At 62.5% G+C, this 19,485-nt stretch carries 12 protein-coding genes; 4 read left to right on the plus strand and 8 right to left on the minus strand.

Annotation, left to right across the window (positions count from 1 at the left end):
- Window positions 1–58 precede the first annotated feature (58 nt).
- The 8 genes from BM321_RS21465 to glnE all read right to left on the minus strand — a co-directional run bounded on the left by BM321_RS21465 (window position 59) and on the right by glnE (window position 10,157).
- Window positions 59–1,510: a lipopolysaccharide kinase InaA family protein gene (locus tag BM321_RS21465; protein ID WP_092444631.1), complete on the minus strand. Its 1,452-nt coding sequence runs from the start codon at window positions 1,508–1,510 to the stop codon at window positions 59–61.
- Complete coding sequence (locus tag BM321_RS21470; protein WP_092334022.1) at window positions 1,510–2,262, minus strand: lipopolysaccharide kinase InaA family protein; 753 nt, start codon at window positions 2,260–2,262, stop codon at window positions 1,510–1,512. The genes BM321_RS21465 and BM321_RS21470 overlap by 1 nt, the downstream gene beginning before the upstream one ends.
- On the minus strand, window positions 2,259–2,993 hold the full coding sequence (locus BM321_RS21475; protein ID WP_092444633.1) for a lipopolysaccharide kinase InaA family protein: 735 nt from the start codon (window positions 2,991–2,993) through the stop codon (window positions 2,259–2,261). Before BM321_RS21475 ends, BM321_RS21470 begins: the two co-directional genes overlap by 4 nt.
- The gene (gene rfaP / locus BM321_RS21480) at window positions 2,993–3,799 is read right to left on the minus strand and encodes a lipopolysaccharide core heptose(I) kinase RfaP (RefSeq protein WP_092444635.1); all 807 of its coding nucleotides are present in this window, start codon (window positions 3,797–3,799) and stop codon (window positions 2,993–2,995) included. The genes BM321_RS21475 and rfaP overlap by 1 nt, the downstream gene beginning before the upstream one ends.
- Complete coding sequence (locus tag BM321_RS21485) at window positions 3,796–4,920, minus strand: glycosyltransferase family 4 protein (protein ID WP_092334028.1); 1,125 nt, start codon at window positions 4,918–4,920, stop codon at window positions 3,796–3,798. The genes rfaP and BM321_RS21485 overlap by 4 nt, the downstream gene beginning before the upstream one ends.
- Window positions 4,920–5,978, minus strand: coding sequence for a lipopolysaccharide heptosyltransferase I (gene waaC, locus BM321_RS21490; protein ID WP_092444637.1), 1,059 nt, complete (start codon window positions 5,976–5,978; stop codon window positions 4,920–4,922). Before waaC ends, BM321_RS21485 begins: the two co-directional genes overlap by 1 nt.
- Window position 5,979: 1 nt before the next feature.
- The gene (waaF, locus tag BM321_RS21495; RefSeq protein ID WP_092444639.1) at window positions 5,980–7,014 is read right to left on the minus strand and encodes a lipopolysaccharide heptosyltransferase II; all 1,035 of its coding nucleotides are present in this window, start codon (window positions 7,012–7,014) and stop codon (window positions 5,980–5,982) included.
- A 191-nt stretch (window positions 7,015–7,205) separates the two neighbouring features.
- Complete coding sequence (gene glnE / locus BM321_RS21500) at window positions 7,206–10,157, minus strand: bifunctional [glutamate--ammonia ligase]-adenylyl-L-tyrosine phosphorylase/[glutamate--ammonia-ligase] adenylyltransferase (RefSeq protein ID WP_092444641.1); 2,952 nt, start codon at window positions 10,155–10,157, stop codon at window positions 7,206–7,208.
- Window positions 10,158–10,539: 382 nt separating this feature from the next.
- Between glnE and aceE the strand changes: the two genes are divergently transcribed.
- The 4 genes from aceE (at window position 10,540) to BM321_RS21520 (ending at window position 19,414) form a co-directional block, all read left to right on the plus strand.
- Window positions 10,540–13,185, plus strand: coding sequence for a pyruvate dehydrogenase (acetyl-transferring), homodimeric type (gene aceE / locus BM321_RS21505; RefSeq protein WP_092328986.1), 2,646 nt, complete (start codon window positions 10,540–10,542; stop codon window positions 13,183–13,185).
- Window positions 13,186–13,196: 11 nt separating this feature from the next.
- On the plus strand, window positions 13,197–14,771 hold the full coding sequence (gene aceF, locus BM321_RS21510) for a dihydrolipoyllysine-residue acetyltransferase (protein ID WP_092444643.1): 1,575 nt from the start codon (window positions 13,197–13,199) through the stop codon (window positions 14,769–14,771).
- Window positions 14,772–15,146: 375 nt separating this feature from the next.
- On the plus strand, window positions 15,147–16,538 hold the full coding sequence (locus BM321_RS21515) for an alkaline phosphatase D family protein (RefSeq protein WP_092444645.1): 1,392 nt from the start codon (window positions 15,147–15,149) through the stop codon (window positions 16,536–16,538).
- A gap of 182 nt (window positions 16,539–16,720) precedes the next feature.
- Window positions 16,721–19,414: a putative bifunctional diguanylate cyclase/phosphodiesterase gene (locus BM321_RS21520; RefSeq protein ID WP_092444647.1), complete on the plus strand. Its 2,694-nt coding sequence runs from the start codon at window positions 16,721–16,723 to the stop codon at window positions 19,412–19,414.
- Window positions 19,415–19,485 lie beyond the last annotated feature (71 nt).

Raw genomic sequence — 19,485 nt, forward strand, 5'->3', positions numbered from 1 at the left:
TTGGGAAGGCAGAGCACCGCCCCAGTGGCGAGGGAGCTTGCTCCCTCGCCACTGGACTCTACGAGGCGCTATCGACTGTTTTGGGCAACCGCTGGTCAATCACCCGATACAGCGCACTGTCCTCAGGCCAATTACGCATGAACCGTGCCCGATCCCGCGCATACGCCGGGGCGAAGCTGGCCTGGGTGCGGTGTTGGCACATCGAGTCGAGGTCGATCAGCGCCCAGCGGTCATGCTGCCAGAACAGGTTGTGGCCCTTGAAGTCGCCATGGCTGATACGCTCGCGGATCAGTTCGGCGAACAAGCGATCCAGCGCCAGCAACTCAGCTTCGGGGGCTTCACCGCTTTCCACGTAAGGGCCGAAGCGCTCGATGATGTCCGGCCCCGACAAGTGCTCGGTGACCAGGTAGGCGCCACGGCGCAGCCACAGGAAACGCTTTTCCAGCAAGGCCAGTGGCTTGGGCGTGGCAATGCCGAGGAAGGCCAGGCGATGGCCTTCGCGCCACGAATACCAGGCCCGGCTCGGGCGCCAGAAGCGCTTGAGCCAGTGGGCGAAGTTCTTGATGTTGTAGCGCTTGATCACCAAGGTGCGACCGTTCGCCTCGACTTTGCCAACGCTGGCCGCGCCGCCGGTCTTGTACAGATGTCCCTGGTCGAGCAGCGCATCGGCCTGCTCCAGCACCGGCGTCATGGCCGCTTCTTCATCCCGACGGATCGCCCGCAAACCGAACGCCCCGCGCTGTACGCTGAACAGGCTGCACTCGCGCCCGACTTTTTCGAGAAAATCCTTCAGGCGCCAGGCCTGCACCTTGTCGATCTGTTTTTGCAGTGCTTCCATGGGCAGCGCGTGTTCGGCGTTGCCCAACAGGTAATACACCAACAGCTCTTCATTGAACGGCTGGAGGGCCTTGGGAAGCTGGGCGAAAAACACCCCCAGGTTTTCCAGGACTTTCTGCCGCGACAATGGTTGCCCCGGGGTTTCAGCGCGGATGCCGGCACCGTCGATCAAGTAGAGCTTGCCGTCGTGGCGCAGCAGATTGTCCAGGTGCAGGTCTTCCTGCCACAGGCCTTTGCCGTGCAGTTGCGCAATGGCGCCCAGGGCTTCGGCCAGCACCGCCGTCTGTTCGTCGGCCAGCAAGGGCAGGTGTTCGACCCGTTGCCAGGCATCCCCCAGGCTCTCGGCGCCTTCGAGCAATTCGAACAACAACCAGCCGCCTTCAGCCTCGTTCAAGCCATCGGCGAGCAACAGCGGCGTCGTCAGCCCCTGTTCCGCCAGCAAGCGCACGCCTTGCAGTTCCCGCTGGAAGTGCCGGGCGGCTTTGTTGCCCACCAACAATTTGGCCAGCACCGGCCGACCACGCCAGATGCCCGCCCCGACATAACGCTGCCCCGGCAACACCCGCAACAGCGAAAGTAGCTGCAATTGCGCCGGTCCGGCGGCGTCGGCCAGTTCCAGGCTCAATGGCAGGCTGGGACTGCGGCCGGCATTCTTCAATTCGGACAAATGCATCAACGGGCTCCCTTGTGGCTGCGCCGGGCGCTCAGGCGCTCCATCCAGCTGTCGACCAGCCCGGCGTCGAGCGGTTGGGCCAGGTAGACAGACAACAGCTGGCGTACATCGGCCTCACTCCAGATGGACGCGCGCCGCAACAACGGCTCCAGGTCCTTGACCCGATCACGCCGACCAAACAGCAGCGGCCGAGTCTTTTCCAAGTCGATCAATTGCGCTTGATAACCGTCGGCGGTGGCTTGCAGGAAGATGTGTTTGGGATAGAAGCAACCGTGCACCTGATGCATGCCATGCAGGCGCCGCGCCAACTGCCCGCAGGCGTCGAGGACGGTGGTGCGCTGCGTCGCCGTCAGGCTCGGCCAGCGTTGCAACAGCGAGTCTAGGTCGTCCCAGCCATCCAGGGCTCGGGTCAGCAGGATCGCCCGCACCTCGCCCTCCACCTTGCGCTGGCCATAGAACACCGCTTGCAGGGCCGGAATCCCCAACTGCCGATAACGGCTGATGTTGCGAAACTCCCGGGAAAAACTCGGCTCGCCAAAGGGGTGGGTCCAGGTCCGGGTCAGGTAATTGCTCTGGCGCTTGAGGTAATAACCCTGCCCTTCCAGTTCAAGCCGGAACACGCTGCTCCAGCCATCGCCCGACGTATTGGGCTCGTCCACCGCGTCCAGTTGGCGAGCCCACAAGGCTTCGAAGCTGTCCAGGCCATGGCGTTGCAATAACGCTCGGTCTTCAGCGGCCAGAAAGTCAGTCATTCACGCCCCTCGAAAAATCTCACCACGTGACGGATGCGTTTCTTGTCGCACGCATCGAGCCGGTCGCGTTGGCGGTATTGCAGGTAAAAACGCAGGCGCTGGGTGGCCGACAAATGGTATTTGGCCACTTTATCCAGGCATGCCAAATCCTTGGTGATGCGGTACTTGAGCCAGAAACCACGCCAGAAGTCCCCGTTCGGGCAATCGATCAGAAACAGTCGCGACTGGTCATCGATCAGCAGGTTGCGCCACTTCAGGTCGTTGTGGGTGAAACGATGGTCGTGCATGGTCCGCGTGTAGCCGGCCAGTTGCCGACTCACGCCATCGACCCAAGTGCGGTCCGCCAGCCTCGGATCACGACGCTCGGCCAGGGCGGAGAGGTCTTCGGTATGGGGCAGCTCACGAGTGATCATCGCGCCACGGGCATAGGTGGCGCCGTTTCGCTCCAGTCCCCAGCCCACGATATCAGCAGTGGGAATGCCCCATTTGGCGAATCGCTTGAGGTTCTGCCACTCGGACTTGACCCGCGGCTTGCCCAGATAACGGCGCAAGCCCTTGCCGGCACCGACGTAGCGCTTAACGTAGTAGTTCACGCCGCTGCGCTGCACCCGGATCACCTCCGACAACGGGTCACGGGTCAAGCGCTCCCCTTGCAGGGCAAACACCGCGTCGAGACTGCCAAAGTCCCGCGCCAGGTCGGCATAGGCCGGTTCCAGATTCCAACCCGACATCAGAGCGCGTCCCCGTACCGCTGCTTGCGGGCATACAGCTTGTTGGCCTTGCCTTCGAGCCAGGCCAGCAACGAAGCCTCTTCGGCGAGGATCCGCCGCAGCGGCTGTTGGAAATACCCCTTGAGAAAACGCAGCTTGTCGCGGCGGGTCAGACCGATGTCCAGCGCAGAGAAATACAGCGCCGCCAGGTCCTTGTTGCGCCAGCGAGTGGTGATGGCGGGACGGGTCTGGGCGCGGTGCAGGTCGATCACCGAGAGTTTGAAATCCCCAGGGGTCACCGGCTTGTCGGTGTGCAGCAGAAAGTGGCAGATGTAGCAGTCACGATGGTTGACACCGGCGCGGTGCATCATGCTGGTCATACGCGCCACTTCGGCAATCAGCGCACGCTTGAGCGTCGGTTGCGGCGGCTGCTTGACCCAGTCGATGCTGAAATCTTCGAGGCTGACGGTCGGCGCCAGCTCTTCGGTGACGATGAACGAGTGCTGGTCCGCCGGGTTGCTGCCCTTCTCGCCGTAGGCGACAGCGGTCATGGTCGGCACGCCGGCTTCCTGCAAACGCTGGATAGCCTTCCACTCCTGCCCTGCGCCGAGGACCGGCAGCTTGGCGGTGAACAGGTTTTTGAAGATCTCGCCCCAACCGATGCCACGGTGGATCTTCACGAAAAAGCCGCGACCGTCCACCTCCGTGCGCAAGGTGCGCCGGGCCTCCAGTTCACGATAGACCTCGCCCTTGAGCGCTTCGACTTCGGTGAACGCATCGCGCCCGGCCCAAAGGCTCTTGAACGGTTCGGCCAGCATCAACTTCATTGTGCGTGCTCCGCCAATATCACATCGGCCGCGTGCTGCGGCATGCTGTAGAGGTCGGCCGTCTCGGCGAAGGCCAGACCGTTGCGGCTCCAGGCCGCCCGGGCATCGGCATCATTCAACATGCGGCCCAGGTATTCGTTGAGCTGGGCTTGTTCGAACGGCTCATCCAGCACCAGGCCACTGTCGGCCTCGGCGATGTAATGGGCGTACCCACACACCGCGCTGACCAGTACCGGCAACCCGGCCACCAGCGCTTCGAGCAGTACGGTGCCGGTGTTCTCGTTGTACGCCGGATGGATCAACAGATCGGCGCCCAGCAGGAAACGCGGGATGTCGCTGCGGCCCTTGAGGAACCGCACATTGTCGCCCAGACCCAGCGCGGCGCTCTGCAATTGGAATACCTTGGGGTCGTCCTGGCCAATTACAAATAGCCGGGTGCGTTTTCGCAGCTCGGCTGGCAACGCGGCCAGGGCCTTGAGGCTGCGATCCACGCCCTTGGTCTTGAACCCGGAGCCAATCTGCACCAGCAGCAGGTCGTCGTCGGCCAGCTCGAATTCGGCCCGGAACGCGGCGCGGATCTCATCGGCATCGGCGGGCCGCCGGCGGTCCTGGGCAATGCCCGGTGGCAGCAGGTGAAAGCGTTCCAGCGGTGTGCCGTAGTGCTTGATGAACAGCGGCTGCTGGACTTCGGAAATCATCAATACGTCGGTTTTTGCATCCTTGGCGAACACGGCCCGCTCGTACTCGGCGAAATGCCGGTAGCGGCCCCAGCGCCGGTACAGCGAGTTGCGCAGATTCTGCGCCTTGTCTTCGAAGCAGCCGTCGGCGGCGTAGTACACGTCCAGGCCGGGCATCTTGTTGAAGCCGATCAAGCGGTCCACCGGGCGCCTGGCCAGGTCGGCCTCCATCCACGCACTGAGTTTCTCGTTGCGGCGATGATTGAACAGCGCCTTGACCGGCGCCACCAGCACCTCGAAGCCGGGCGGCACGTCACCTTCCCAAATCAGCGTGTAGACACGGATCTGGTGACCGCGTCGCTGGCATTCCAGGGCGATGCGCATGAAGTCACGCTGCAGGCCACCGAAGGGGAAGTACTTGTAAAGGACAAAAGCCAATTGCATCAGCGCGGCTCCTCAGCCAATAACGTGCTCAGGTGGCTGGCAACACGCTCGGGGTTCAGACGCGTGAAGCACAGGGGCTGCTCGCGTTTCAGGTCAAACCGCCGGGCATCTTCGGCGGTCGGCGGATAAGTGCAATGTTTCTGCATGCACGGCGCGCAAGGGAAATCACTGGCGAGGTGAATCTGGCCCTTGCCATAGGCACCGGTCAGCACCGGATTGGTCGGGCCGAGCAGCGAAATGGTCGGCACGTCCAGGGCCGCGGCCAGATGCCCGAGGCCGGTGTCCACGGCCACGCAGGCCTGGGCGCCGGCAAGTACCTTGCCCATGCCGCCGAGGTTCAGCTTCGGCAGGACCAAGGCGTTGCGCAGCCCGCTGGCGATGCGTTCGGCCCGGGCCTTTTCGGCCGGGTTGCCCCACGGCAGTTTGACGACCACGCCGAACTGCCCCATGCGCTCAGTGAGCTGGCGCCAGTAAAGTTCGGGCCAATGCTTGGACTCCCAGGTGGTGCCGTGCAGGAACACCACGTAGGGATAGGGGCGTGGCAACTCCACCAGCCGGTCGACATCGAGGCCGTAGTTACCCAGCGTCTGCGGCAAGTCATACCCCAGCGCCACGGCAAACAGCTGGCGCACGCGCTCGACCGCATGCTGACCACGAGCCACCGCCAGGCGCCGGGAATAAAAGCGCGCCGCCAGGGGCTCACGCGCCGAGTTTTTATCCAACCCGGCCACTGGCGCCTTGATGTAACGGGTCAGCCAGGCGCTTTTCAACAGGCCTTGGGCGTCAATCACCAAGTCATATTTTTCGGCGCGCACGCTCTGCTTGAAACGTCGCCATTCGCCGCTCTTGATGGTTTGCCAGAGGTTCTTGCGCCAGCGCCGGATCGCCACCGGGATGACCTTGCCCACGGCCGGGTGCCAGGTGGGGATTTCGGCGAAGCCTTCTTCCACCACCCAATCGAACTTGATACCCGGCATCGCCCGTGCCGCATCGGTCAGCGCCGGCAGGGTGTGGACCACATCCCCCAGCGAAGAGGTCTTGATCAGCAATACCCGCAAGTTACCGAACCTCCACGGGTGTGCCCTGCAAACGCTCCAGGGCCTCGCTCACCGACGGCGGCATGAGCTGGCGCAGGCAATTGTAATGGCCGAAACGGCAGGTACGGTCGAAGCACGGGCTGCATTCGATGCCCAGACGCACGACTTCGACCTGGTCGGCCAGCGGTGGCGTGAAACCTGGCGAGGTGGAACCGTAGACCGCCACCAGGGGGCGGTTAAGGGCTGCGGCCACGTGCATCAGGCCCGAGTCGTTGGACACCACCGAATCGGCGCAGGACAGCAGGTCGATGGCCTCGGCCAGGGATGTGTCGCCACTGAGGTTCACCGACTCTTCCCGAAGGCCCGGGATCAACCGCGAGCGGATGTCCTCGCCCACCGGGTGATCTTTTTTCGAGCCGAACAGCCAGACTTGCCAGCCTTCGCGAATCTTCGCCTCGGCCACCTGGGCGTAATGCTCCGCCGGCCAGCGCTTGGATTCGCCGAACTCGGCCCCTGGACACAGGGCCAGCACCGGACGGTCCAGGCTCAGGCCGAACTTGGCCAGCGCCGCGTCACGGGTCACCGGGTCGATCCGCAGGCTCGGGCGCGGATACGGCTTGGGCAACTCGGCCCCCGGCGCGTAGGCCAGGGCCATGAAGCGCTCGATCATCAGCGGGTAGCGGTCTTTATCCAGGGCGCGCACGTCGTTGAGCAGGCCGTAGCGAAACTCGCCGCGCCAGCCGGTGCGTTTGGCAATACCGGCGAAGAACGGCACCAGCGCCGATTTCAACGAATTGGGCAACAGGATCGCCTGGTCGTACTGACCGGCCAGGGATTTGCCGATGCGTCGACGGGTCGCCAGCTCCAGCACGCCGTGGCCGAGCGGGAAGCTCAAGGCCTTGCGCACTTCGGGCATGCGCTCCAGGATCGGCCGGCTCCACTCGGGGGCCAGGACATCGATTTCGCACTGCGGATGACGCTGCTTCAGGCACTGGAACAGTGTCTGCGCCATCACCATGTCACCGACCCAACTGGGCCCAACGATCAGAATATTCATGTGCTTTCCAAAAACGATACGGGGAGGCCTACGCCTCCCCGCCTCGAGAATCACTGTGGCTTAGGTCGTTGCCTGTTGCCTTCAATCTACACTGTGGGAGCGAGCTTGCTCGCGATGAGGCCAGCCCATTCAACATCAATGTCGCCTGACATTCCGCTATCGCGAGCAAGCTCGCTCCCACATTTAAAGCCTCAGCTCAGCCCCAGCTCCCGCCAGATCCGCAATACCTGCCGACGCTCATCCACGAACTGGTCGCCTGCGATCACCCCGGCATCTTTCTGCAAGGCCTGGCGGTGGGCGGCGGAGCGGTAGGCTTTGTAGGCTTCGCGCAACAGCGTGGCATCTTCGGCCGACATCAACCCGAGCGCTTGCAACCCGTCCAGGATGCGGATGTTATCGGTATAGCGCACCAGCGATGGATGCTCTTGCGACCACGCCAGGGCCGCGTATTGCACCATAAATTCAATATCGACGATACCTCCGGCATCCTGCTTGAGGTCGAAGGGCGCCGTGGCCTCGAAGGCATTCGCCGCGGTCCCGGCGGCAGTGGCCTTGCTGCCAAGGTTGTCGCGCATCTTGGCGCGCATCTCGCTGACTTCCTGGCGCAGCGTCGGCAAGTCACGCTTGCGTCCCAGTATCTGGACGCGGACCTTCTCGAACGCTTGGCCCACATCCTGGCTGCCCACCAGCACGCGCGCTCGCACCAGCGCCTGATGCTCCCAGGTCCAGGCTTCGTTCTCCTGGTAACGGGCAAACGCCCCGAGGGAGCTGACCAGCAACCCCGACGCCCCGGAAGGCCGCAAGCGCATGTCCACTTCATACAGCTGCCCGGAGTTGGTCTGGGCCGTCAACAGGTGAATGATCCGCTGACCGAGCCGGGTAAAGAACTGCGCGCCGTCGATGGGTTTCGGGCCGTCGGTTTCCGCCTGTGGGTCGCCATCGTGGATGAACACCAGGTCCAGGTCGGAACCATGCCCCAATTCCAGGCCGCCGACTTTCCCATAACCGACAATAATGAAGCCCGGATCGCACAGGCTGCCGTCGGTGCGCAATGGCACGCCGTGCTTGGCGGCCGTCTGGCGCCAGGCCAGGGCCAGCACTTGCTCGAGAATCGCCTCGGCCAGCCAGGTCAGATAATCGCTGACCTTCATCAGCGGCAGGCTGCCGGCGATTTCCGAAGCCGCCACCCGCAGGCGGTGCGCCAGCTTGAAATGCCGCAACGCCTCCATTTGCTGCTCCAGGTCATCCTCGGGAATGCGTGTCAGGCGCTCACGCAACTCCGCGGCCAACTCCGGCGCCAGGGGTGGCTTGAACAGCCGACCCTCGTTGAGCAACTCATCGAGCAGCAACGGGAAACGGGTGATTTGCTCAGCAATCCACGGGCTCGCCGCGCACAGCGTCAGCAAGCGTCGCAGGGCGCCAGGGTTTTCCGTCAACAACACCAGATAGGCCGAACGGCGAGCCACGGCCTCCACCAAGGGCAGCACTCGCTCCAGCACCAGGTCCGGATCGGCATGTTCCACGGCCTGGGCCAGCAGGCGTGGAATGAACGCATCCAGGCGCTCGCGCCCCAAGCGCTGCATGGCGCGCAATTGCGGGCTGCCGCGCAGGGCAGCCAGGGCCTTGAGGGCTTTGGGCGCATCGGCGAAGCCGCCCTCTTCCAACTGACGGCACGCCGCCCCTTCATCCTGGCTGTCTTCCCACAACGGCAACCATTCGCCGCCCACCACCACTTCGCTTTCGCCGCCCTCGTCTTCATCCGGGTCGGCGATGACCTGGCCGAAATGCCAGGCCACGCGTCCGCGCCAGTGCATCAACTGCTCATGAAAGGCCGACCAGTCGGCGAACCCCAACATGAATGCAATGCGTGCCTGATCCTGCGGGCTGTCCGGGAGCATCTGGGTCTGGCGGTCGGCGATGGCCTGGATCGCATGCTCGGTGTAACGCAGAAACTCATAGCCCTCGCGCAGCTCGTCGATCACCTTGGCCGGCAGGTAGCCCTGGCCCTCCAGGGTGCCCAACACTTTGAGCAACGGGCGCTGCTGCAAGCTCAAGTCCCGACCGCCATGGATCAGTTGGAATGCCTGGGCAATGAACTCCACCTCGCGAATGCCGCCCGAGCCCAACTTGATGTTGTCGGCCATGCCCTTGCGCCGCACCTCCTGCTGGATCAGTTGCTTCATGGTGCGCAGCGCTTCGATGGCGGAAAAATCCAGGTAACGGCGATAGACGAACGGGCGCAGCATGTCGAGCAACTGGGCACCGGCCACCTGGTCGCCCGCCACCACCCGCGCCTTGATCATGGCGTAGCGCTCCCAGTCGCGCCCCTGATCCTGGTAATACTGCTCCAGGGCATTGAAGCTCAGGACCAGCGCACCGGCCGAGCCGTAGGGGCGCAGGCGCATGTCGACGCGGAACACGAAGCCGTCGACGGTCATCGGGTCCAGGGCCTTGATCAGGCGCTGGCCGACACGGATGAAAAATTCCTGGTTATCCAGCGGCCGCTTGACGCCCACGGTTTCGCCGCCCTCGGGGTAGGCGAAGATCAGGTCGATGTCCGACGACAGGTTCAGCTCCATGGCACCCAGCTTGCCCATGCCCAGGATGACCATCTGCTGCGGCTCGCCGCTACGCCGTCCGGTGGGCGTACCGAATTGCTGGCTGAGGCGCTGGTACAACCAGTGGTAAGCCTGGTCGATGCAGGTGTCGGCCATGTCCGAAAGATCGCGACAGGTCTGGACCAGATCGGCCTGACGGGTCAGGTCGCGCCAGATGATCCGTACCTGCTGGCGGGTACGCTGGCGGCGCAGGACGCGGCCCAGTTCGTCTTCGGTTTCGGCGGCCTGCACGGCGGCGGCAATCTGCGCGCGCATTTCACCGGGCGCCAGGCTGCGGTCCAGTTCGCCGCTGCGTACCAGCTCCAGCAGCATCGCCGGGTCACGGACACTCTGCTCGATGACAAAGTCGCTGGCGGCGGCAATACGATTGAACGCTTCCCAGCGTTGAGGGGTCCAGGCCGACAGCCCCCGGTCGTCGTCGAGGGAGGCGACCGCCGCACGGAACGACTGCTCGGCACGGTTGACCAATGACTGGAGAATGGCCGGTACCATTTCCGGTATTGGGACAAGCGAGGGCAGGCTCATGGTCTATCCTTGATCGGCGCGGGAGAAGCTGGATGTAGTGTTTTTTCACAAGACACTACCTGATCGACTGTCGAACAAAGATGATAAATAGCTGAAAATCTGATTTTATTGGCAGCCGGCATCAAGTTTTTACCTGTTCGAGTTGGCTAAAGACCAACAGTAACGATTATTCTCACAACGAAATGAGGGGCCATACGCCGCTCATGTGTAGTTTCACTACTCGTCTATACATTCGAAAGGCTGAAACGGCCGACGATTTGTAGTAAAACTACACGCCGCCGAAACAACCTTCGGCAATCCAAGAATTTATACCGTCTGCCCACAAGGCCAGTCGCAAACTCAGGCAACCGATTCTGGTAGCCTTTCCGCCCTGGAGCAAGCCATGCAAGACCTCGATCCCGTCGAAACCCAGGAATGGCTGGACGCCCTGGAATCGGTTCTCGACAAAGAAGGCGAAGACCGCGCTCATTATCTGATGACCCGCATGGGCGAACTCGCGACCCGCAGCGGCTCGCAACTGCCCTACGCCATCACCACGCCGTACCGCAACACGATCCCCGTTACCCACGAAGCACGCATGCCTGGCGACCTGTTCATGGAACGCCGCATTCGCTCGCTGGTACGCTGGAACGCGTTGGCCATGGTCATGCGTACCAACCTGAAAGATTCTGACCTGGGCGGTCACATCTCCAGCTTCGCCTCCAGCGCGACGCTGTATGACATCGGCTTCAACTACTTCTTCCAGGCCCCGACCGACGAACACGGTGGCGACCTGATCTACTTCCAGGGTCACGCATCGCCAGGCGTCTACGCCCGTGCGTTCATGGAAGGCCGCATCACCGAAGAGCAGATGAACAACTTCCGCCAGGAAGTGGACGGCAACGGCCTGTCCTCGTACCCGCACCCTTGGCTGATGCCGGATTTCTGGCAGTTCCCGACCGTGTCCATGGGTCTGGGCCCGATCCAGGCGATCTACCAGGCGCGTTTCATGAAGTACCTGGAAGCCCGCGGTTTCATCCAGCCAGGCAAGCAGAAAGTCTGGTGCTTCATGGGCGACGGCGAGTGCGACGAACCGGAATCCCTGGGCGCGATCTCCCTGGCCGGCCGCGAGAAGCTGGACAACCTGATCTTCGTCATCAACTGCAACCTGCAGCGCCTTGACGGCCCGGTTCGCGGCAACGCCAAGATCATCCAGGAACTCGAAGGCGTGTTCCGTGGTGCCCAGTGGAACGTCAACAAAGTCATCTGGGGCCGCTTCTGGGACCCACTGCTGGCCAAGGACGTCGACGGCATCCTGCAACGCCGCATGGACGAAGTCATCGACGGCGAGTACCAGAACTACAAGGCCAAGGACGGCGCGTTCGTCCGCGAGCACTTCTTCAACTCGCCTGAACTCAAGGCCATGGTTGCCGACTTGTCCGACGACGAGATCTGGAAGCTCAACCGTGGCGGCCACGACCCGTACAAGGTCTACGCGGCGTACCACCAGGCGGTCAATCACAAAGAACAGCCGACCGTCATCCTGGCCAAGACCATCAAGGGTTATGGCACCGGTGCCGGCGAAGCGAAGAACACTGCGCACAACACCAAGAAAGTCGATGTCGAGAGCCTGAAGTTGTTCCGCGACCGCTTCGACATTCCGGTCAAGGACAGCGAGCTGGAAAACCTGCCGTTCTTCAAGCCTGAAGAAGGCAGCGCCGAAGCCCGTTACCTGGCCGAGCGCCGCGCCGCACTGGGCGGTTTCGTGCCCCAGCGTCGCGCCAAGAGCTTCAGCGTTCCGACCCCGCCACTGGAGACCCTCAAGGCGATCCTGGACGGTTCGGGCGACCGTGAAATCTCCACCACCATGGCCTTCGTGCGAATCCTCGCGCAACTGGTCAAGGACAAGGAAATCGGCCAGCGCATCGTCCCGATCATCCCGGACGAAGCCCGTACCTTCGGTATGGAAGGCATGTTCCGTCAGTTGGGCATCTACTCGTCCGTCGGCCAGCTCTACGAGCCAGTCGATAAAGACCAGGTGATGTTCTACCGCGAGGACAAGAAGGGCCAGATCCTCGAAGAAGGCATCAACGAAGCGGGCGCCATGAGCTCCTTCATTGCCGCCGGTACTTCGTACTCCAGCCACAACCAGCCGATGCTGCCGTTCTACATCTTCTACTCGATGTTCGGCTTCCAGCGCATCGGCGACCTGGCCTGGGCCGCTGGCGACAGCCGTACCCGCGGCTTCCTGATCGGCGGCACCGCCGGCCGCACCACCCTCAACGGTGAAGGCCTGCAGCACGAAGACGGCCACAGCCACATGCTGGCCGGGACCATCCCGAACTGCCGCACCTATGATCCGACCTACGGCTACGAGCTGGCGGTGATCATCCAGGACGGCATGAAGAAGATGATCGAAGAGCAACAGGACGTCTTCTACTACATCACCGTGATGAACGAGTCCTACCAGCAGCCAGCCATGCCGGCCGGTGTCGAGGCAGGCATTGTCAAGGGCATGTACCTGCTCGAGGAAGACACCCGCGAAGCGGCGCACCACGTCCAGTTGATGGGCTCGGGCACCATCCTGCGCGAAGTGCGCGAGGCAGCGAAGATCCTGCGTGAAGAGTTCAACGTCGGTGCCGACGTCTGGAGCGTCACCAGTTTCAACGAACTGCGTCGCGACGGCCTGGCCGTAGAGCGCAGCAACCGCCTGCACCCTGGTCAGAAGCCAAAGCTGAGCTACGTCGAAGAGTGCCTGAACGGCCGCAAAGGTCCGGTCATCGCCTCTACCGACTACATGAAGCTGTTCGCCGAGCAGATCCGCCAGTGGGTTCCTTCCAAGGAATTCAAAGTGCTGGGCACCGACGGTTTCGGCCGTAGCGACAGCCGCAAGAAGCTGCGTCACTTCTTCGAAGTCGACCGTAAGTTCGTTGTGTTGGCAGCCCTGGAAGCCCTGGCTGACCGTGGCGATATCGAACCTAAAGTGGTGGCCGAAGCCATCGCCAAGTTCGGCATCGATCCGGAAAAACGCAACCCACTGGACTGCTGAGGAGAATTTTCGTGAGCGAACTCATTCGCGTACCTGACATCGGCAGCGGTGAAGGTGAAGTAATTGAACTGTTTGTGAAGGTCGGCGACCGTATCGAAGCCGACCAGAGCATCCTGACGCTTGAATCGGACAAGGCCAGCATGGAAGTGCCCGCGCCGAAGGCCGGTGTCATCAAGAGCCTGAAAGTGAAGCTGGGCGACCGCCTGAAAGAAGGCGACGAACTGCTGGAGCTGGAAGTCGAGGGCGCCGCTGCGGCGCCTGAAGCGGCCGCCCCCGCTGCTGCCCCTGCCGCAGCCACGGTCCAGGACATTCATGTCCCGGACATCGGTTCGTCGGGCAAGGCCAAGATCATCGAAGTGCTGGTCAAGGTCGGCGACACCGTCGAAGCCGACCAGTCGCTGATCACCCTGGAATCCGACAAGGCCAGCATGGAAATCCCATCGCCGGCCGCCGGCGTGGTGGAAAGCATCGAGATCAAGCTGGAAGACGAAGTCGGCACCGGTGACCTGATCCTGAAGCTCAAAGTGGCAGGCGCCTCGGCACCTGCCGCGCCAGCTCCGGCCGCGGCACCTGCCGCCAAGGCTGAAGCAGCTCCAGCGCCAGCCGCCGCGCCTGCCGCCAAGGCCGAAGCAGCGCCTGCGCCTGTCGCCGCCGCGCCTGCGCCAAGCGGTGCCAAGGTGCACGCCGGCCCGGCGGTGCGTCAGTTGGCCCGTGAATTTGGTGTCGAGCTGTCGGCCGTTGGCCCAAGCGGCCCGCACGGTCGTGTGCTCAAGGAAGACGTGCAAGCCTACGTCAAGGCCATGATGCAGAAGGCCAAGAACGCACCGGCCGAAGGCGCCACCGGCGGCGCGGGCATCCCGCCGATCCCGGCGGTGGACTTCAGCCGCTTCGGTGAGACCGAAGAAGTGGCCATGACTCGCCTGATGCAGATCGGCGCGTCGAGCCTGCACCGCAGCTGGCTGAATATTCCCCACGTGACTCAGTTCGACCAGGCCGACATCACCGAGCTGGAAGCTTTCCGCGTCGCGCAGAAAGCCGTGGCGGAAAAGGCCGGCGTGAAGCTGACCGTGCTGCCACTGCTGCTCAAGGCTTGTGCGCACCTGCTCAAGGAACTGCCGGACTTCAACAGCTCCCTGGCCCCAAGCGGCAAGGCTGTGATCCGCAAGAAATACGTGCACATCGGCTTTGCCGTCGACACCCCGGAAGGCCTGCTGGTACCGGTCATCCGCAACGTCGACCAGAAGAGCTTGCTGCAACTGGCTGGCGAAGCCGCTGCCCTGGCCGAAAAAGCCCGGAACAAGAAGCTCACCGCCGACGACATGCAGGGCGCCTGCTTCACCATCTCCAGCCTCGGCCACATTGGCGGCACCGGCTTCACGCCGATCGTCAACGCGCCGGAAGTGGCGATCCTGGGTGTTTCCAAGGCCACCATCCAGCCGGTCTGGGACGGCAAGGCCTTCCAGCCCAAGCTGATGCTGCCACTGTCGCTGTCCTACGATCACCGTGTGATCAACGGCGCCGCCGCTGCACGCTTCACCAAGCGCTTGAGCGACTTGCTGGGCGACATCCGCACCATCCTGCTGTAACACCGGACGGCCCTCCCTTGGGGAGGGCCATTCGGAGCACCGTTTTCCGAGCGCCACGCTCGTACCTCAACCCCGTCCGTTTGGCGGGGCTTTTTTTGCCTGGCATTCAAGCCAGGTGCAGGGATGTGGCGGCCTCATCGCGAGCAAGCTCGCTCCCACAATTGATTTGCGGTGTTCCTGTGGGAGCGAGCTTGCTCGCGATAGCGGTATTTCCTACCCCGCAAGTTTTAAATGACTACACCCCCCGTTAGTCATTGCCCACAACTTGCGCCCCCTTCCCCGTCGATATTTATGACGCGCCGGGCTTTAGCATCAAAGCCACCAAGGCCACTTGATGCTTGCACCCACCGACTAAAACTTCGAATGGATTCGAATATGTTCAAACCTACCGTCGGCCCCATTGTCGGGCACACGACCACTGACCACGCCCGGATATTCCTGCGGGGCGATCACGGCAACAACCGGGTATTCGCCGGTATCCGACACCGGCGCCGAGGAGATACACGCTGGTCAAAAGGGCACTTCGTCCAATTGAAGGCCTACCGCGACATGTCCGATGTGATCGTGTTGAAAGACCTTGAACCCGACACCGCCTACGAATATCAGGCCGGCTGGCTCAGCCCCTTGAGCCCGACCCATACCGTGGAAACCATCCAGGAACTGCCACTGCAATGGCCTCGACACACCTATTGTTTGCACACGCCGGCCGACAAACCCGATGCGCCACGGGCTTATATCGTGGGCTCATGTCGCTACTTGCGGATCGCCGCCAGTACCCCGTTACTCCCCAGCCTTGGGGATCGCACCTTTGCCGGCATCAATCGCATCGTCGAACAGGCCGACCCGCCGATCAGCGCGGTGTTGATGACCGGAGACCAGGTTTATCTCGATGACCTGAATATCATCGGCCCGGACCGCACCTATAAGCGCATCCTCTTCAGATACCGAACGGTATTTACCCAGCCACACATCAGAAAGCTGATGTCTGGCACGCCGACCTACATGATCCTCGACGACCACGAAATCGAAGACAACTGGCCCGCCAGGAAAACCGGCCACGACGACGTCCTGTATGCCAACGCCATGAGCGCCTACGGGCTTTACCAGGCCAGCCATGGGCCCGCCCATGAACTGTCGAGCGACGGAACATTGAACAAGTCGTTGGCCCGCTACTGGTACACCTTTGCCCATGGCGATATCCACTGGTTCGTCACCGACAGCCGGACGCAACGCAACCTGTCGGCGGACGATCGGCGCATCCTCGACGCGGACCAGGAACAATCCCTGCTCGAATGGCTCGTCAGCAGCCCCGCCCGGGTCAAGCTCGTCGTCACCAGCGTGATGTTTTTCCCTGACAGCCAGCGCAATGACGGCGATGCCTGGCAGGCCTTCCCGGAACAACGCCTACGCCTGCTGGAAACCATCCGCCGCCATCGGATCAAAAACGTGGTATTCATCTCGGGTGACGTCCACGGTTCCATGACCAGCCGCCTGCGTCACACTCAGGATCCTGATTTCGAGGTCAACACCGTCGTTGCCTCGCCGTTCTACAACAGCAAATTGTTGCCTTTTGCAAAAGCCGCGGATTTTATTTTCCACAGCCCCATGGCCCGCACGGACAGCGGTGAGTACCGCTATGAACTGACCAGCGAAGTGGTGAGCCAGGACAACTTCGCCCGCCTGCAGGTCACGGCCCAGAGCCTTCACGTTACGTTCCACGACCGTGACGGCGAGCCCTTGCAGACGCTCGATATCGCGCTGCGATGAACTTGCGTGCCCTCTGATCGGCTGGCGACTGGAGAAATCCCTTTGTCGGCCGATAAAAGGTTTATAGCACTTGGCCTTCATCTCTCTTGTCAGCCAGTGCCGCAATGATGCAACCTTGCGCCAATCCGTAATAACGAGGGCGTCAGCCCGGCGCGATCAGCATTTTCGAAGCGAGTTTCCCCATGAAAAGCCAACCCGATGCCGCCAGCCGTATGGCGGCCGAGGTAGTGACGCAGTTACCGGTGCCCGCGCGGCTCGGTATGCTGCGTTTCGAACGGCTGAATGAAGCTAGCTGGGCGCTGTTGTTTCTCGATCCCAATTGCGAGCGACACTTCGGCCTGCCGGCGGTAGAACTGTGCTCGCTGGTCAGCTCGCCCTACGCCAGCCTGATGGAGCCCGAAGCGCGCTATCAATTGCACGACGCCATCCAGCAGCAACTGGCCCAGGCCGCGCATTACCAGATTCGCTACACGCTCCACACCGCCAAGGGCCCGATGAATGTGCTGGAGACGGGCGAAGCCTACAGACAGCACAATCGTCATCTGCTGCGCGGTTACCTGCTGGTGGTGGACAATTTGCTGCAAAGCGAACCCTCCCTGCCGGCCCTGGACCTGGAAACCCAGAACTCGCGCCTGCAGATCGCCCTGGAACTGAACCAGCGTGCCCAGCAAGAGCAGCTCCAGCACCTGGACCGGGTACGCGCCCAACAAGACCTCATCCTGCTGCTGACCCGCCAACGCTACAGCGCCAACAACTCCCTGCTCGAAGCGGCCGAACTCATCACCCGCAGCGCCTGCGACATCTACCAGATCGACTCCGCCAGCATCTGGAACCTGGACGACGGCAAACTGGTGCCGATTTCCGCCTACAACCGCGCTTCCCAGGAATACTTCCTGCCGGCGGTCATCGACGTCAACGAGTTTCCCGACTACATGGAGGCACTGCAGACCTGTCGCGCCATCGACGCCCACAATGCGATGCGCGACCCGCGCACCCGGGAAATGGCCGAGAGCCTGCGCGCCCGTGACGTCAACGCCATCCTCGACGCCAGCGTGCGCATCGACGGCCAAGTGGTGGGCGTGCTGTGCCTGGAACAAGTGGGGGCCACCCGCGCCTGGCAGTCGGATGAGATCGCCTTTGCCGGGGAGCTGGCGGACCAGTTCGCCCAGGTCATCAACAACCACAACCGCCGCACCGCCACCAGCGCCCTGCACCTGTTCCAGCGCGCCGTGGAGCAAAGCGCCAACGCGTTCCTGCTGGTCAATTGCGACGGTGTGGTGGAGTACGTCAACCCAAGCTTCACCGCCATCACCCAGTACACCACCGAGGAAGTCCACGGCCAGCGCCTCTCGGAACTGCCGGCCCTGGAGAACCTCAGCGAGTTGCTGTTCGACGCGCCCTCGGCGCTGGCCCAGAGCAACAGTTGGCAGGGCGAGTTCAAGAGCCGGCGCAAGAACCTGGAACCCTACTGGGGCCAGTTGTCGATCTCCAAGGTCTACGGCGACAACCGTGAGCTGACCCACTACATCGGCATCTACGAAGACATCACCCAGACCAAACTGGCCCAGCAACGTATCGAGCGCCTGGCCTACACCGACAACCTGACCAACCTGGGCAACCGTCCGGCGTTCATTCGCAACCTCGATGAGCGCTTTGCCCGGGACAGCGACTCGCCCATCAGCCTGCTGCTGGTGGACATCGACAATTTCAAGCGCATCAACGACAGCCTCGGTCACCAGACCGGTGACAAGCTGCTGATCAGCCTGGCCCGGCGCCTGCGCAACAGCCTGAGCCCCAGCGGCAGCCTGGCGCGCTTCGCCAGCAACGAGTTCGCCGTGCTGCTGGACGACACGAGCCTGGAAGCCGGGCAGCAGATCGCCAGCCAATTGCTGATGACCCTCGACAAACCAATGTTCGTCGATAACCAGTTGATCAGCGTGACCGGCTCCGTAGGCCTGGCCTGCGCGCCGCTGCACGGCCGTGATCCGCAGACCCTGATGCGCAACGCCGGCCTCGCCCTGCACAAGGCCAAGGCCAACGGCAAGCATCAGGTCCAGGTGTTCACCGAGGCGCTGAATGCCGAGGCCAGCTACAAGCTGTTCGTCGAGAACAACCTGCGCCGCGCCTTGACCCAGAACGAACTGGACGTGTTCTACCAGCCCAAGCTGTGCCTGCGCAGCGGCCGTCTGCTGGGCATGGAGGCACTGCTGCGCTGGAACCATCCGGAAAAGGGCATGATCCGCCCGGATCAGTTCATCAGCGTGGCCGAAGAAACCGGCCTGATCATCCCCATCGGCAAATGGATCGCCCGCCAGGCCTGCCGGATGAGCAAACAGCTGACCGCGGCCGGCCTGGGCAACCTGCAAGTGGCGATCAACCTGTCGCCCAAGCAGTTCTCCGACCCGGACCTGGTCGCCTCCATCGCCAGCATCCTCAAGGAAGAACAACTGCCGGCCCGCCTGCTGGAACTGGAGTTGACCGAAGGCTTGCTGCTGGAGGCCACCGAAGATACCCACTTGCAGCTCGACCAGCTCAAGCGCCTGGGGCTGACCCTGGCCATGGACGACTTTGGCACGGGGTATTCGTCCCTGAGCTACCTGAAAAAATTCCCGATCGACATCATCAAGATCGATCGCAGCTTCATCCATGAGATCCCGGACAACCAGGACGACATGGAAATCACCTCGGCGGTGATCGCCATGGCTCACAACCTGAAACTCAAGGTCGTGGCCGAAGGCATCGAAACCGCCCAGCAACTGACGTTCCTGCGGCGTCACCGCTGCGACGTCGGCCAGGGCTACCTGTTCGACCGGCCAATCCCCGGCGCGGAGCTGATCGAAAAGCTCAGGCGCTACCCTCGCGGGCCTCTGGTCTGACAGCTGCGTATAGCTTGCGGCGGCTTTTCTGAGGCACACTGGCGGTCTATTTCCCTCAATTCAATCTGACT

Origin of the sequence: Pseudomonas sp. NFIX10, from assembly GCF_900111955.1 — a bacterium.
GTDB classification, from domain to species: Bacteria; Pseudomonadota; Gammaproteobacteria; order Pseudomonadales; family Pseudomonadaceae; genus Aquipseudomonas; species Aquipseudomonas fluorescens_AA.

Bases quoted from the DNA above. Each gene is read 5' to 3' on its own strand.
- BM321_RS21485 (WP_092334028.1), bottom strand. From the start codon at position 4,920: ATGCAATTGGCTTTTGTCCTTTACAAGTACTTCCCCTTCGGTGGCCTG.
- rfaP (WP_092444635.1), bottom strand. From the start codon at position 3,799: ATGAAGTTGATGCTGGCCGAACCGTTCAAGAGCCTTTGGGCCGGGCGC.
- BM321_RS21470 (WP_092334022.1), bottom strand. From the start codon at position 2,262: ATGACTGACTTTCTGGCCGCTGAAGACCGAGCGTTATTGCAACGCCAT.
- BM321_RS21465 (WP_092444631.1), bottom strand. From the start codon at position 1,510: ATGCATTTGTCCGAATTGAAGAATGCCGGCCGCAGTCCCAGCCTGCCA.
- BM321_RS21515 (WP_092444645.1), top strand. From the start codon at position 15,147: ATGTTCAAACCTACCGTCGGCCCCATTGTCGGGCACACGACCACTGAC.
- waaF (WP_092444639.1), bottom strand. From the start codon at position 7,014: ATGAATATTCTGATCGTTGGGCCCAGTTGGGTCGGTGACATGGTGATG.
- BM321_RS21475 (WP_092444633.1), bottom strand. From the start codon at position 2,993: ATGTCGGGTTGGAATCTGGAACCGGCCTATGCCGACCTGGCGCGGGAC.
- glnE (WP_092444641.1), bottom strand. From the start codon at position 10,157: ATGAGCCTGCCCTCGCTTGTCCCAATACCGGAAATGGTACCGGCCATT.
- aceE (WP_092328986.1), top strand. From the start codon at position 10,540: ATGCAAGACCTCGATCCCGTCGAAACCCAGGAATGGCTGGACGCCCTG.
- BM321_RS21520 (WP_092444647.1), top strand. From the start codon at position 16,721: ATGAAAAGCCAACCCGATGCCGCCAGCCGTATGGCGGCCGAGGTAGTG.